Raw genomic sequence first — 14,245 nt, 5'->3', positions numbered from 1 at the left:
GCAGCCGTCAGCTCTCCCGTCGTCGCTTTTCTCTGGTGGCGACGATGGCCGGACCGGCGATGAGCAGGGCTACGGCGCCGGCCAGGCCGGCGAACCACAACGCCCGGTTGCCCGGTTCCGGGTCGGGCGGCTCGGGCAGGGGGACCGAGAGCCGTTCGGCGACCGCCTGCACCTGGGGGTCGGTATCGAGGATGGTGGTGACCGCGGCGAACGGGTCGACCACGCCGTAGCCGATGTACTCGTTCGGCAAGCGGCCGGCGGGTTGGTCCGCGGTCTTCTGCAGGCGGTCCACGACCTGCGCCGCGGACAGCGTCCGGTGATAGCTGCGGACCAGAGCGACGGCGCCCGCGGCGTAGCCAACGGCCAGCTCGATACCGGAGCCAACGCGGTTACCCGCACCTGCTGGGGCGATGCCCACCAGGTCGTTCGCGGGCGCTGCCACGTCGGGGGCCGCTCCGTAGGACAGCTCGGTCAGCGGACCCTCCACAGCCACCGGCGCCACGGCGACCACGTCGGGATAGCGGGCCGGGAACGCGAGCTGTCCCTTCTTGGGCACCGCGGCCGCCGCGAGCACGACCACGTCCCGGCTCGTCGCGTACTCCACGGCGGCCTTCAACTCCTCGGTGCCGATGGTGGACACCAGCCCCACGGCGACCACCCGGGCACCGGCGTCGACCGAGGCCCGGATCCCGGCCGCGATGTCCCGGGACAGCGCGGCGTGGTCCTGGATCTTGGGCGGGTCGTCGCTGACCCGCACCGGGTAGATGGACGTCCCTGGCGCGATCCCGGCGAACGGACCGCGGCCCTGCCGCGCCGCGATCAAGCCCGCGATGAACGTGCCCCGCCCGAAGCAGTCGCCGTTGCCGAACCCGCCGCGCAGGTCCGTCCCGCGCTCGACGGCGCCACTCAAAGCCGGAGCGCCCGCGCTCACACCCGTGTCGACCACGGCGACGGTGACCGAGCCCTTGGTCAGCGGCCACACCCGGTCCGCAGCCATTCGCTCCTGGGCCCACGACGCGCGCTCAATGGTCGTCTCCGCCGGTGGCGTGCACTGCCCGGTCGGCCCTTGCGCGAACGCCACCGGAGCTGCCGACACCGCGAACAGCGCCGCTGCGGCGACGGCCAGTACTCGTCTCATTCCGGGGCCTCCGTCCAGCCGATCTGCAGGCCGATGCCCTCCCGGCGGGTGGCCAGCACCGCGCGTCCCGGCGGCAACGACCGTCCCCGCGAGCCGTTGAGCAGCGGCATCTCCCCTGGCGGCATGGACAGCGTCAGCTCCGGGGTGTTGGACTCCTGCATGCGCCGGATGCAGGACTCCATGCTGGTGCGCCCGGCGCCGGCCGCCGCGCGCGAGACGACCAGGTGCAGGCCGATGTCGCCGGCCTGCGGGATCAGCTCCACCATCGGGTCCAGCGGCCCGCCCATGCCGCTCGTCAGCAGGTCGTAGTCGTCGACGAGGACGAAGTACTCCGGGCCGCTCCACCAGTCCCGCTTGCGCAGCTGAGCGGGGGTGATGTCGGCGCCGGGAATCCGTTCCCGCAACCGCGCCGCGAGGTTCTGGGCGAGCTCCTCGGCGGCCTGCTTGGCCACGGCAATCCCTTCGCGGTACTCCTCCGGCACCGACTCCACCAGCGTCCGCCGCGGGTCGATCACCACGATGCGAACATCGTCCGGGCTGTTGACGCGCGTGACGGCCTGCGCGATGAGCCGTAGAGCCGCCGTCTTCCCGCTGCCGGTGTCGCCGACGACCGTGAGGTGCGGATTGGTGCGGAAGTCGTGCCACACCGGCTGCAGGTCGAGCTCCCCGGAGCCGAGCGGGACACGCGGCCCCGGCTCCGTGTCCGGCAGCTCCTCGGCGGGGAGCACCGAAGGCAGCATCCGCACGGCAGGCGCGGCGGGACCGCGCCACGTCTCCCGGATCGCCTGCACCAGGTCGCGGGTCGCCTCCGACAGGCCTTCGGTGGCGGGCATTCCGTCGATGCGCGGCACGCCACCGAGGAAGTGCCGCTGGTCGGCCGTCAGTCCGCGGCCGGGACTCTGCGGCACCAACGCGGCCGCCCGCATGTTGATCATGGAGTCGATGGAGTCACCGAGCCGCAGCTCCAACCGGGTGCCGAGCTGGTCACGCAACGCGCTGTGCACGTCCGACCAGCGGTTCGCGGTGATCATCAGGTGCACGCCGTAGGCCAGCCCGCGCTGGGCGAGCTGCCGCAGCGTCATGTCGTGCTGTTCGTAGTCGGTTCGCAGCGAGCCCCAGCCGTCCACGACCAGGAACACATCGCCGTGCGGCTCGTCGGCGAACTCCCCGGCGGCGCGCCGCGCACGATAGGACGGCATGCCTTCCACTCGATGTTCGGTGAACAGCCGCTCGCGGTGGGTCAGCATCGTCTGCACCTCGGCGATCGTGCGGGCGACCTGCTCCTCCTGCATCCGGCTGGCGATACCGCCGACATGCGGCAGTCGCTCGAAGGCGGAGAGCGTCCCGCCGCCGAAGTCCAGGCAGTAGAACTGAACTTCGGACGGCGAGTGGGTGAGCGCGAGAGCGGTGATCAGAGTGCGCAGCAAAGTGCTCTTGCCCGACTGCGGGCCGCCGGCGATACCGACGTTGCCGCCCGCGCCCGCGAGGTCGACCAGGTGCACGTCACGCAGCTGTTCGAACGGCTTGTCGACCACGCCGACCGGAACCTCAAGGCGACCGCACCCCCGCCAGCTCTGCGCGACGAGCCCGCGCGCCGGGTCCGGCACCAGCGGCGGCAGCAGGTGGTCCAGCGCCGGCGGGTTCTCCAGCGGCGGCAGCCACACCTGGTGCGCCGGCGGGCCGTGGTCGACCAGCTTCTCCACGGCCACGTCCAGCACCGATTCGCCGCTGGCCGCGCGGTCGACACCGGTGTCGTTGTTGTCCTTCTCGTCGTCCTGGGCAGGCGGAGGCGGAGCGGGTGGTTCGTCGCGAGCCAGTCTGGTCATGCCGAACGGGACGACCTGGCGCCGCACCTCCTCCTGGCGCTCCTCACGGGTGCGCCGACGGTGCTGGCCGGACACGTACGCGGCCTTGAACCGGATCAGCGTGGACACGTCCGTGCGGATGTATCCATTACCGGGAGAGGCGGGCAGTTGGTAGGCGTCGGGAACACCGATCACCGAGCGGCTCTCCATCGCGGAGAACGTGCGCAGGCTGATCCGGTACGACAAATGGCTTTCCAGCTTGTGAATGCGGCCGTCGTCGAGGCGCTGGCTGGCCAGCAGCAGGTGCACGCCGAGTGAGCGGCCCAGCCGGCCGATCATGACGAACAACTCGGCGAAGTCCGGGTTGGCCGCCAACAGCTCGCTGAACTCGTCGACGATGACGAACAACGTCGGCAGCGGGTCCAGCGGGGTGCCCGACAGCCGCGCCTTCTCGTAGTCCAGCAGCGAGGCGTAGTTGCCCGCCGAACGCAGCAGCTCCTGCCGACGCACCAGCTCACCGTGCAGGGCGTCCTGCATGCGGGTGACCAGCGGCGCCTCGTCGGCCAGGTTCGTGATCATCGCCGACACGTGCGGCAGCCCGTCCAGCCCCAGGAACGTGGCACCGCCCTTGAAGTCGACCAGGACGAAGTTGAGGGTCTCCGACGAGTGGGTCATCGCCATGCCGAGCACCATGGTGCGCAGCAGTTCGGACTTGCCGGACCCGGTGGCGCCGATGAGCAGCCCGTGCGGGCCCATCCCGCCCTGTGCGGACTCCTTGATGTCCAGCTCGACCGGGGTGCCGTCCTCCGCGATGCCGATCGGGATGCGCAGCCGGTCGCGGGTCAGGCCGTTGCGCGCGATCGTCTGCGGGTGCCATTCGTCCAGGTCGGACACCCCGAGCAGCCGGGGCAGCTCGAAGTTGACCAGCATCGGCTCGGAAACGTCGGTGGTGGTGCCGCCGAGGCGATACGGCGCGACGACCCGCGCGAGTGCCGCCGACCGCGGCAGGCTGAGCAGGTCGGGGGTGCACAGCCGGGTACGGATCTCCTTGCCGGTGCGGCTGGTGCGCACCATCTCGACCTGCTCCTTCGTCACGTCCAGCCGCAGCGCGGACGTTCCGACGTTGCCTTCGACGGCCTCGCTGAGATCCAGCACGATGGAATTGCGGTAGCCGGTGCCCGCCAGCCGCGACTCACCGGGAACGAAGACGCCGTCCAGCACGATCACCACGTAGGGCTCGTCGCGGTTGGGCGACGCGGCGGCTTCGAACCGACCGCGCTCGCCGAGCTCGGCGTCGAGCAGGTCGGTCAGTGCGTCCACCCCGTCGGCGAGGAGCCGCACCTGCCCGGCGTCGTCCTGCTCCAGCGGGTGCTGCGCGTGCGGCAGCCACTTCACCCACTCCCACAGCGACGCACGATCCTGGCTCGCGCACACCGCCACCCTCAGGTCTTCTGGCGAATGGAAGGTGATGAGCTGGGCGATCATAGACCGGACGGTGCCTCGGATGGCGTCTTCGTCCCCGCTGAACCGGATCTTGAAGAACCCCCGGAGGAACAGCGCGGTCGGCAGGTTGGCGACGCTGGTGTAGGCGTTGATGAACCGCCGCAGCGATCTGGCCGCGAGGGGCTCAAGATCCTGGATGGGCTTGCTGGACGGGGGCGTCATCTTCAGCGCCAGCCGCTGCGAGCCGGTGCCGAGCCGCACCTCGGCGAAGTCCACGTGCGCCGCGCGACGCTCCCACAGGCGGCCGGTCATCGCGACCGACCACAGCGCCGCAGGATCCGGATGCCGCCAGGCGAGGGCGGCGCGCTGGCTGGACGCCGCGGTGCGGACCTGCTTGCGGACCTGGCCGAGGTAGCGGAGGTAGTCCTTGCGGTCGCCGCGCAGCTTCTGACGGCGCTCCACACCCCCGCGGGTGACCTGCATCAACACCATGAAGGCGGCCATGAGCAGCATGAGGCCGAACATCCCGAGGCCGAGCATCGGGTTCATCCTGCCCATGTAGATGAGCATGAACACGCCGGTGCCCAGCATCATCGGGATCATCATCAGCGAAGAGAGGATGTCCTTGCCGCCGCTGGCTTCCGGCAGCGTCGGCGGTTCCTCCAACGCGAGCTCGCCGGTCGGCATCTCCGGCGGCTTCTCCCGCCCTGGGCGGCGGAACAGGGTTGTTGTCATCGCGGTCGGCTCCTCACGCCATCCGTACACCGGACACACGTCGGGCAGACCGCGAGTAGTTCAGCATCGAGAGTCCGGATGTCCCGGCAAGGCTCGGCACGCCGCAAGCGCGCAGCGCTTGGCCCACCCTCGCAGCTCGCACCGCCGCGGGTTCTCAGGCAATGCCCGCCCTTGGGCTCCCTGCGAGGCCGTGCCCCTCCGCCGCGTATTGGACATACATCAGGAGGGGCACCCACAGTCCAGGGAACGCCTGAGGTTCCGCTACCCGACTACGCAAAACGGGCCTGGAATCAATCAGCTGAGATCGTCACGGTGAACGTGCCGTCGTGCGGCACGGTGAGGATGTGCATCCGGCGGCCGGGGTAGGTGATCGAGGCGGGCCTGATCGCGGGCTGCCGCGGCTGTGCCCAGTCGAATCGCAGCACCACCCGGCCGCGGGTGAGCGTCAGCCCTCGCGCGTCGAGTGCGACGGTGTCGGAGTCCTTCACCACCAACGGGATCTGCTCGGTTGCCGGTGCGTTCGCCCGCACCGACCTGGTCATCTGGTCGGGCTGCACGGTCACGTCGGTGACGACCGAGCCGCTCGCGGTGCGGTAGCGGAACCGGTAGGGCTCGCCGCCCAGGAACTCCGCCTGCTGCGGTCCGTTCGCGTCCGGCACGTGGCCTGGGAAGACCGTCGCCCAGCAGGCGTGGTCGTTGTTGTTCATCGACTGGACGACCGTGCCAGCCACCGGGTGCCACAGGAACGTCAGACCGGTGCGGGCCAGCGAGGTCGCGCGCTTCGTGCCGAAGTAGCCGCCGAGGTAGAACTGCGGCCTGCGCAGGAACAGGAAGTTCTGCCCCTGGTCGCTGCGGATCTCGGTGAAGTGCGCCCGGCGGTATGGAAGTTCCGCGATCGCGGCCGTGCGCTGGGCACGGGTTGGATAGCGCTCGCCGTAGATCGAGTGGCTGAGGATGCGCGGTGAGGTGTCGGGTTTGACGAGTGCGGGCACCGGTGCCGGGTCCGCTGCCCAGGCCGCCCGTGCGGCGGCGAGGTCTTCGCGGCTGGACAGGAACGCGGACAAGTTCGGCACCACCGGCACGAACTGGTTGTTCAGCGCGGTACGTTCCGGGTCCGGCCGCACGTCGGCGTAGAACCGCGACGTGGTGCGGGAGTTCGGGGCGACGTTGGCGAACCAGCCGGAGCCGTCGGGTTCGCGCAGCAGGTTGTAGCCGAGCCAGTCGGTGTACCGGCGCGTCATCGTGACGAGGTTGGCGTCGTTGGACTGGCGCCACGCGTCGGCCATCTCCGGCAGCATCACCTCGAAGTTGTAGTTGGTATCCGCGCCGGTCTCCTCGTAGAAGAAGCCCGCGGGACTCTGCCCGTTCGCGGCAAGGCGCGCGAACGCCTCGGTCAACCGCTGCCGCAGCGAGGGATCGGGGGCCTGGTTCAGCGCGAGCGCGGCACCGGCGAGCCCGGCGGTGACCTGGTTCGCGTAGTGGATCGTGGGCTGCCAGACGTGACCGTTGGCCGGGTTGAGGAGCCACGTCATCGCTGTGCGCAGCGCCGAGGTGATCTGTGCCTGGCGTTGCGTCAGGACGTTCGCCTTGCGCAGCAGGGCGTTGGTCTTGCTCAGGTACCCCATCGCGAAGCCGGTGGCGGCGAGCGAGTGCTCGGTCGGCGAGTACTCCGGCCACGAGCCGTCGGCGTGCTGCAACCCCAGGTAGTGCCCGAGCCCGGCGTCGAGCGCGGCGAGCAGATCCGCGTTGCCCCGGTACGGGTTCCACGTGCGGGACTGCGTGGCGAACCAGGCGAGCGTGTAGACGTGCTCCTGGACGCGGGCGTTGTACGACACCGCCGGGCTGCGCCACCAGCCTCCGGCGAAGAAGCCGCTCGAGTCCATGTCGGCGACCATCGGCGAGACCGCTCTGAGGTACGGCGCGAACCGCTGCTCCTCGGGTGCGAACAGGCGCCGGATCGGTGTGGTGGGCGGCGGCGCGGGCAGTGCGAGTGCGCGGGACGGCAGTGCGGCGAGCAGTCCGAGAGCGGCGGCGCCGGTCATCAGGCTGCGGCGGCTGAACGTAGTCACGGGCCTACCTCCTTGGCCGGCCAAGCTTCGTCCGCTCCGCAGCCGAACGTCAAGATGATAATACGAATTACTAGATCTTGACGACACGTGGGCCGACGACGCAGAATCCCTGCCAATTCGAATTGGCAAGCGGGAGTGCTCGTGGCCCGACGGCTCACCCAGCGGGACATCGCCAGGATGGCAGGAGTCAGCCAGGCCACGGTGTCGCTGGTGCTCAACAACCGGCGGGACGGCAACGTCCGGATCGCGCCGGAGACCCGTGCGCAGGTGCTGGAGGTGATTCGGAAGACCGGCTACGTCGCGAACCCGATCGCCCGCAGACTGCACGACCGGCGCAACCGCATCCTCGGCGTGTTCACCTACGAGACGGTGTTCCCGAGCACCCGCGCGAACTTCTACCAGCCGTTCCTCGAAGGCATCGAGGAAGAGGCCGAGGAGGTCGGCTGTGACCTGTTGCTGTTCACCAGCGCCAAGGCCGCTGGGGCGCGGCGGCGGATCTTCGGCGACGACAGCCGGGTGCGGCTCGCCGACGGCAGTCTGCTGCTCGGTCGCACGGTCGACCGCGACGACCTGGCCCAGCTGCTCGCCGAAGGCATCCCGTACGTCTCCATCGGACGACGCGACGACGCCGGCGGCCCGGTGCCGCACGTCGGCGCCGACTACCGCACCGCGGTGCGAGACCTGGTGGACCGCTCGGTCGCGCTCGGCCACCGCGGGTTCGCGTACGTGGGGCCCGGTGCGGGCGCGGAGTCGTCCGCGGATCGGCTGCAAGGCTTCCACGAAGCCGTTGCCGCACATGGCGTCCAAGGGGTGCATGTGCAGACCGCACGGCTCGACCAGCTGCGCGAAGCGGGCGTCACCGCCGTGCTCACCGAAGAGGTGTCGGACGGGGCCGCGATCGTGCTCGCCGGACGCGCGCGCGGGCTCTCCGTGCCGGGCGACCTCGCCGTGCTCTCGCTCGGCGCCGCTACCCGGCCGGCACCGGACGACGTGGCGCTCACCGGTTTCCGCATCCCCAGGCGCGAGATGGGGCGTCGGGCGGTGCAGGCGCTGACCGAGGTGCTCGAACACGGCACCACACCGCAGGAACTGCTCCCGTGCGAGTTCGTCGAGGGCGCGACGCTGGGCGCACCACGCCTTTGACCCAGCGGAACCGTTGCTCGACCGCACCACGGACGTCGTCGTCGGCAACGGGCGAGTGGACCAAGATGCGCTGGTGGCGCAGTACGAGGCGAGGCGCGTCATGACTGGCGGCGACCAAAGCCCTAGCCGCGAAAGGAGAATCGTCACCAGCGAACAGGGCCTGATCGGTTACACGCTGCCCGAGATGCGCAGATTGTTGATCAACCTGGTCCGCCGCTACCTGCCCGACCCCGAACATGTCCGGTCCTACCGGAGCCGTGGGTTTCCCAATTTTGCCTAAAATTGGGAGCTTCCCGCACGGCCGACGCGGCCACCCTCGCACCTAAGAGCCGTTGCGGTATTAACGCTTGACCGCCTGGAGCAGCTGGAACGTCACCGCGACGTGGCCTGAGTGGCGGGTCTCACCCCGGTATTCGGTGAACTCGAGCCCCAATTCGGCGGCGATTCAGTCGAGCCACACGCGGTCGCCGAGGCTATTGAAGCCCAGCAACAACACCCCACCGGGCGTGAGCCGCCGCATGCCCTCCGCCAGGTAGCGTCGGTGCGCGCGGTACTCGCGGTCGAAGATGGCGTGCTCGATGTCGTGCGAGTAGTCGAAGTGCTCGGGCGCGCTCCGCGATGATCTCCAGCGCCACGTCCGCCGTCGCCCGCACCGACCGCAGAACGGTTGTCGCGCCCCGACTCAGCGACAGGAGGAGGGAGCTGGCGAGGCCGAACCCGAAGTACATCCGCGACACGGAGAAGCAGACATCGTCCTCCGTCAGCCGGAACGCAGAATTCGTCGCCTGCTCGAAAGTCTCAGGATCGGCGTGGGTGTGGAAGCACAGCTTCGGGTCACCAGTCGGCCCCTCGTGAACGTCGCCGTACGAATACCGGATGCCATCCGCGACATAGGCGGTCCGGTGCGCCCAGTTGTTGCGTTCGGCCAGCGAGGCCAGTCGCTCGACGAGATTCCCGAACATCGTCGGCTGATTTCCTTCCAGAAGCCGGCTGGCGGCCTCAATCGGAGAACGCAGGTGGGATTCTGTCCTGATGCACTCGAAGCGCCCTTTTGCACGCAACGACGATTGTTGATCAAATTTCGCCAGTTGCGGCGAACTTCGGATTCTTTCGAGTCTTATGGGCAGTCAATATGACCCGAACCGCCGCCTGCCTCAGCTCTGACTTAACGAAACTCCAGGTCAGGGATCATCAGCCTGCCCGCCCGGCCTATGAAGTGGACACGTCTACCACTCATCCTGACAAAGAGGGTCCCGTGTCTCTCGTAGTCGCATCGGGTGCCTGTAAAAAGGGGTCATCCCTGGTGTTCAAAGGGGCACAACATCACAGGTTGTGCTAGCTACCCGTCGACCTGTGGCGATAGCGTGGCTCCGAATAGCTGTGATCAGCTTCACCTTTCGTGGCAATGGGAAGGAAAGTGCGCCGTGTGGTATGGGGTGGGCATCGACCTCGGAACTTCGTTCACTTCAGCCGCCGTAGCAACCCCCACCGGGGTACGCATGGCAACCCTGTCCCCCGACATCGTCGTCCCCTCGATGGCCACCCCCGGCCCAGACGGCACCCTGCTCACCGGCCTCGCCGCCGCTAACTCCCGCAACGCCACCACCAATCCCGCCCTACTCGCCCGCGGCTTCAAGCGCCGCCTCGGCGACCCCACCCGCCTCATGCTCGGCGGCGCCTCCTACACCCCCGCCGCCCTCATGGCCGCCCAACTGCGCGACGTACTCACCCACATCAGCACCGCTTATGGCGGCGGACCACCCGCCACCATCACCCTCACCTGCCCCGCGATCTGGGGCCCCTACCGCCGCGAGCAATTCGCCGAGGTCCCCCGGCTCGCCGGCATCCCCCACTACCAACTCATCACCGAACCCGAAGCCGCCGCCACCCACTACACCAACGAGCGCCGACTCGGCAACGGCGAGATCATCGCCGTCTACGACCTCGGCGGCGGCACCTTCGACACCACCATCCTCCGTGTCCAACCCCACGGCATGGAAATCCTCGGCACCCCCGAAGGCATCGAGCACATGGGCGGCATCGACTTCGATGACACCCTCCGCGCCCACCTCGACGACAAACTCGACGGTGCAATCAGCACCCTCGACCCCGAAGACCCCACCCACGCCACCGCCCTCGCCACCATCCACACCCTCGCGACCCACGCCAAAGAACAACTCTCCGCCGAACCCGACCTCACCCTTACCGTCCCCCTCCCCACCGGAAACCACGAGGTCTACGTCTCCCGCCAGGACCTCAACAACATGATCCGCCCCTCGCTGCAACTCACCACCGAGGCGCTTCACCGCACCATCACCTCAGCCGGCATCCACCCCGACGACGTCTCCGCCATCCTCCTCGCCGGCGGTTCCTCCCGAATCCCCCTCATCCACCAAACCCTCAGCCACGAATTCAACAAACCCATTCGCGCAGCCCTCCACCCCAAACACACCGTCGCCCTCGGCGCCGCCACCACCACAACGCGCACCGCCAGACCCCAACCCAGCAACAACCCCGTAACCCCAACCGAAATCATCCCCGTAACCCCAACCGAAATCATCACCACAACGGCCACACCACCCACCATCAGAACGTTCCCGCCAGCACTACCCAGCACCACACCACCGAAAAAAACCCGCAAGAAATGGCTCATCCCCCTCGCCGCGGGCATCACCGCCATCGCCGTCATCGCGGCCATCACCACCTACGTCACCGCCGGCAACGCAGAAACGCAGGGTCCCGAAACGCAGGGCCCCGAGCCCATCGCCGGGAGCACGCAGCCCGGTGAGCCGTTGCCGGTGTTCGACGGCATGGCAGCGAAGCCGTGGGTCGGACTCATCGGCTCCGGGCAGAAGGGCTCGACCGGCACCGAATTCTGGACGAACGGGGCCCATACCAAGGAAGGCCCGGTCACGGTACGGCTAGACGGCAAGGGCGGACTCAAGATGAACTGGTCCGGCGGAGCCAGCGGCCAGGTCTACTTCCAAAGCCAGCCAGGATCCGGCGGCAACCAAGACCTCTCACGCTACTTCGACAACGACGGTGCGATCGTCTTCGACGCGACACTGCACAGACCGCCGTCGAGCACCGTGTCGATGGAGGTGCACTGCAGCACCTACCCGTGTCACGCAAAGGTCACCGCCACGAACCTGTTCAAGCGGCTGCCGGCCGAAAAGCAGGTGACGGTCAAGCTGCCGCTGCGCTGCTTCGCCGAGAACCGGGCCGAGCAATGGGATCCGACGGCTATCAACACTCCGTGGCTGATGTACACCGACGGTTCGTTCGGGATGACGGTCTCCAAGGTGCGCTGGGAGGCAGGAGCGGCGAACGATCCCGACGCCACCCGTTGCGATCAGCTGTCCTGAACCTGGCCCTGGCGCAGCAGGTGTTCGGCGGTTCTGGCCTCGCATGCGATACGTGCGTGTCCGCCCGCAGGCACGCACACCAACAACACGCGGCGAGATCGAGGCTTCTACGGATCCGGGCGTGTGGTGGGTAATTTGGGTTTCAAAGACAAAGGCCTCGCCACCGCTGCACTCCAGAACAGGCGACGCCTCGGTTTCCAGAGCGGCCACCGCACTCAGCTCGGACAGCCAAACTATGTAGCTCCCACTGGAGATACGGTGTCAGCGGCGCTTCTACGACCCATACCCGAAACAGCTCGACACCGAGCCGCCTCCCGGGTCTCTTCGATGAACTCGCCCCGCTGGCTCTCCACGATCCGGATCGACTCGTCCCAACCACGGTCCCAGCTGGGATTTCCCGGCTCACGAAAGCTCTGCCGGCGCTCCAGCTTCTCGGAAAACCGGCGTCGGGGGCGCACGCATGCGTCGGTGCCGGCGGCCCAGTTGGCGGCAACGCCGATCTTCGATGCACCGCCGGTGCCCGGGTGGCGTGCAGTGATCGATGCCTTGATGACCACAAGTATTGGAACGGTTACGATGTCGGCGATTCTTCTACGGCGAAGGATTTTCCATGTCCTCTGATCACCTGGCCTGGGCACGCGATCGCGAGGGCGCTCTCGGGCCCTCGGCCGAACTGGACACCGGGGTGCCGACCGCCGCCCGCGTCTACGACGTGATGCTCAACGGCAAGGACAACTACGCGGTGGACCGGGAGGTGGCCCAGGCCGTCCTCGCGGTGATGCCGGCGATGAAAGAGATCGCGATCCACAACCGCGCGATACTGCACCGCGTTGTGCGGCACCTGGCCGCCGAGGAGGGGATCACCCAGTTCCTCGACCTCGGATCCGGACTGCCGACCGCGCGAAACACCCACGAGGTCGCGCAGGAGGCCAACGCCCAGGCCCGCGTCGTGTACGTCGACATCGATCCCATCGTGCTCGCGCATGGCCGCGCGATCTTGGCCAACGATGCGAATACGCGGGTGGCCACCGCCGACATCCGCCGGCCGCGCGAGGTGCTGGATCACCCGGACACGCGCGAACTGATTGATTTCGATCAGCCCGTGTGCGTGATGCTGTGCGGCCTCCTGCACTGCCTCCTCGACGAGGAGGACCCGCAGGGCATCGTCGATTTCCTGCGCGAGGCGGTCGCGCCGGGTTCTTTCTTTTTCATGACCAACTTCACGAGGCTCGGTGACGCGCCGGAGTTGGTCGAGCTGGAGCGGGTGCTGCTGTCCCAGCTCGGCACCGGGCGCGTTCGCACCCCAGCGGAGCTCGCCCAGTTCTTCACCGGGCTGGAGCTGCTCACTCCCGGGATCGTCCCGCTGCCGCTGTGGCGTCCGGACACGCCCGTCACCGATGCCACCTCCATCGCGGCCCGCTTCATGACCGGTGGTGTGGCGCGGAAGCCGTAGGGTTCGTCGAACCGGGAAGCTGGGTTTTCCGTGGCGCAGCACGCCGATTGGCGCGTGCGCCGCGGCTCAACCCTCCTCGGAACCGCGCCGCCACCGCTCCCGGAGCGATTCGACCGAAGTCGCGCGGGATAAGCTGGGCGCGGGCAAATGAGCCTTTCCGCGTAACGGTTTGTCGCACTCGATGATCACGTGGTGCGGTCGTGTTCGACGTGCAGGAGCACGAGGACGGCCGCGACGATCTTCCCGATCATCCAGGGACACCGGCTGATGTTGCGCAGGGCCTTGAACGTGGTCTCGAGCAGCGAGTTTCGGCGTTCACCGACCGCGCGTTCGCCGTTGTGGGCCTTGTTGTGGGCTTTCTGGTCGTCGGCGAGTTTGCCGCCCTAGGGTTTCTTGAACGCGACCCATGGTGTCGGCTTCGCCTTGTCGTGTTCGCGGCCGGGCCGTACCTCGGAGGTCCACAGCGGCCAGCCGTCGGGTGCGGTGATGACCTGGATGTTCCCGCCATGGTTGAGCTTGTCAAGTGAATCGCCCCGGGTTGGGTGGAGACGTGGTTAGTTGACGGTTGTTGCCGTGGTTGAGTGGTGTTGACGGTAGTGGATGGCTTCGTACTCAGCAGGTGGGAGGTGTCCGATCTCGCCATGCAAGCGCCAGTTGTTGTACCAGTCAACGTATTCCAGGGTGGCGTACTCGACGTCGTCGAGATGCCGCCAGGGCCCGCCGGGTTTGATCAGCTCGGTTTTGTACCGCAATGTCGTCGGCAATTGCCACGCGATCCGGTGCAGTCCTGCTTCGGCTGCCGCTGTGGTCGCCGCCATGACACCATCTCGGAGACCACTGTGGACGATCCCAGCCTCGGTCAGATGCGGTGCCCCTGCGCAACGACTGGATGTCCGTGGACCCTATATGCGCAGCCCGATGAAACAGCTGGGGCAATAGACCGAAGGCGACAGGGTTCAGGCAGGATGCATCAACGGGCACGGCTCGCTCACACGATCACGGGGACCTGGACAATCACCTGATCAACAATGGCCGTGCCCGTCTTCAAGGGTGGCGAACAGACTTTACCGGAGTCCTTCACCTCATCTGATCCC

General features: G+C 68.0%; 10 protein-coding genes and 1 pseudogene. 4 read left to right on the top strand and 7 right to left on the bottom strand.

The genetic code is table 11. The features are described 5' to 3' along the window. Positions 1-7 precede the first annotated feature (7 nt). The 3 genes from AC07EQ_RS24145 to AC07EQ_RS24135 form a co-directional block, all read right to left on the bottom strand. Complete coding sequence (locus AC07EQ_RS24145; RefSeq protein WP_478390163.1) at positions 8-1,138, bottom strand: S8 family serine peptidase; 1,131 nt, start codon at positions 1,136-1,138, stop codon at positions 8-10. Continuing rightward, complete coding sequence (gene eccCa / locus AC07EQ_RS24140; RefSeq protein ID WP_478390162.1) at positions 1,135-5,121, bottom strand: type VII secretion protein EccCa; 3,987 nt, start codon at positions 5,119-5,121, stop codon at positions 1,135-1,137. The genes AC07EQ_RS24145 and eccCa overlap by 4 nt, the downstream gene beginning before the upstream one ends. 290 nt (positions 5,122-5,411) lie before the next feature. Continuing rightward, positions 5,412-7,190: a hypothetical protein gene (locus AC07EQ_RS24135; RefSeq protein ID WP_478390161.1), complete on the bottom strand. Its 1,779-nt coding sequence runs from the start codon at positions 7,188-7,190 to the stop codon at positions 5,412-5,414. A 141-nt stretch (positions 7,191-7,331) separates the two neighbouring features. Between AC07EQ_RS24135 and AC07EQ_RS24130 the strand changes: the two genes are divergently transcribed. Beyond that, positions 7,332-8,333: a LacI family DNA-binding transcriptional regulator gene (locus tag AC07EQ_RS24130; RefSeq protein WP_478390160.1), complete on the top strand. Its 1,002-nt coding sequence runs from the start codon at positions 7,332-7,334 to the stop codon at positions 8,331-8,333. A gap of 13 nt (positions 8,334-8,346) precedes the next feature. Then, on the top strand, positions 8,347-8,613 hold the full coding sequence (locus AC07EQ_RS24125) for a hypothetical protein (protein ID WP_478390159.1): 267 nt from the start codon (positions 8,347-8,349) through the stop codon (positions 8,611-8,613). Positions 8,614-8,806: 193 nt separating this feature from the next. Here the strand turns inward: AC07EQ_RS24125 and AC07EQ_RS24120 are convergent, their stop codons facing one another. Next, on the bottom strand, positions 8,807-9,295 hold the full coding sequence (locus AC07EQ_RS24120; RefSeq protein WP_478390158.1) for an AMP-binding protein: 489 nt from the start codon (positions 9,293-9,295) through the stop codon (positions 8,807-8,809). A 537-nt stretch (positions 9,296-9,832) separates the two neighbouring features. Between AC07EQ_RS24120 and AC07EQ_RS24115 the strand changes: the two genes are divergently transcribed. Beyond that, positions 9,833-11,698 carry an Hsp70 family protein gene (locus AC07EQ_RS24115; RefSeq protein ID WP_478390157.1) on the top strand — a complete coding sequence of 622 codons (1,866 nt, stop codon included), beginning with the start codon at positions 9,833-9,835 and terminating at the stop codon, positions 11,696-11,698. Positions 11,699-11,840: 142 nt separating this feature from the next. On the opposite strand, the gene AC07EQ_RS24110 is transcribed toward AC07EQ_RS24115, so the two are convergent. Continuing rightward, complete coding sequence (locus AC07EQ_RS24110) at positions 11,841-12,077, bottom strand: DUF6879 family protein (protein WP_478390239.1); 237 nt, start codon at positions 12,075-12,077, stop codon at positions 11,841-11,843. A 231-nt stretch (positions 12,078-12,308) separates the two neighbouring features. On the opposite strand from AC07EQ_RS24110, the gene AC07EQ_RS24105 reads away from it, so the two are divergent. Then, positions 12,309-13,151, top strand: coding sequence for an SAM-dependent methyltransferase (locus tag AC07EQ_RS24105; protein ID WP_363819109.1), 843 nt, complete (start codon positions 12,309-12,311; stop codon positions 13,149-13,151). Positions 13,152-13,336: 185 nt separating this feature from the next. Here the strand turns inward: AC07EQ_RS24105 and AC07EQ_RS24100 are convergent. Together AC07EQ_RS24100 and AC07EQ_RS24095 are read right to left on the bottom strand one after the other, a co-directional pair. Next, a pseudogene (locus AC07EQ_RS24100) lies at positions 13,337-13,663 on the bottom strand (IS5/IS1182 family transposase); the annotation flags it as partial. A 42-nt stretch (positions 13,664-13,705) separates the two neighbouring features. Further along, positions 13,706-13,969, bottom strand: a complete 264-nt coding sequence (locus AC07EQ_RS24095) for an IS3 family transposase (RefSeq protein WP_435876249.1) — start codon at positions 13,967-13,969, stop codon at positions 13,706-13,708. Positions 13,970-14,245 lie beyond the last annotated feature (276 nt).

It is taken from the genome of Saccharopolyspora sp. NPDC045839, from assembly GCF_056431645.1.
Note: the sequence above shows the minus strand (reverse complement) of the source record. Positions and strands in the feature narration are given on the sequence as shown.

Excerpts from the sequence above, each read along its gene's own strand:
- AC07EQ_RS24145 (WP_478390163.1), bottom strand. The coding sequence starts at position 1,138 with ATGAGACGAGTACTGGCCGTCGCCGCAGCGGCGCTGTTCGCGGTGTCG.
- eccCa (WP_478390162.1), bottom strand. The coding sequence starts at position 5,121 with ATGACAACAACCCTGTTCCGCCGCCCAGGGCGGGAGAAGCCGCCGGAG.
- AC07EQ_RS24120 (WP_478390158.1), bottom strand. The coding sequence starts at position 9,295 with ATGTTCGGGAATCTCGTCGAGCGACTGGCCTCGCTGGCCGAACGCAAC.
- AC07EQ_RS24115 (WP_478390157.1), top strand. The coding sequence starts at position 9,833 with ATGGCAACCCTGTCCCCCGACATCGTCGTCCCCTCGATGGCCACCCCC.
- AC07EQ_RS24105 (WP_363819109.1), top strand. The coding sequence starts at position 12,309 with ATGTCCTCTGATCACCTGGCCTGGGCACGCGATCGCGAGGGCGCTCTC.
- AC07EQ_RS24095 (WP_435876249.1), bottom strand. The coding sequence starts at position 13,969 with ATGGCGGCGACCACAGCGGCAGCCGAAGCAGGACTGCACCGGATCGCG.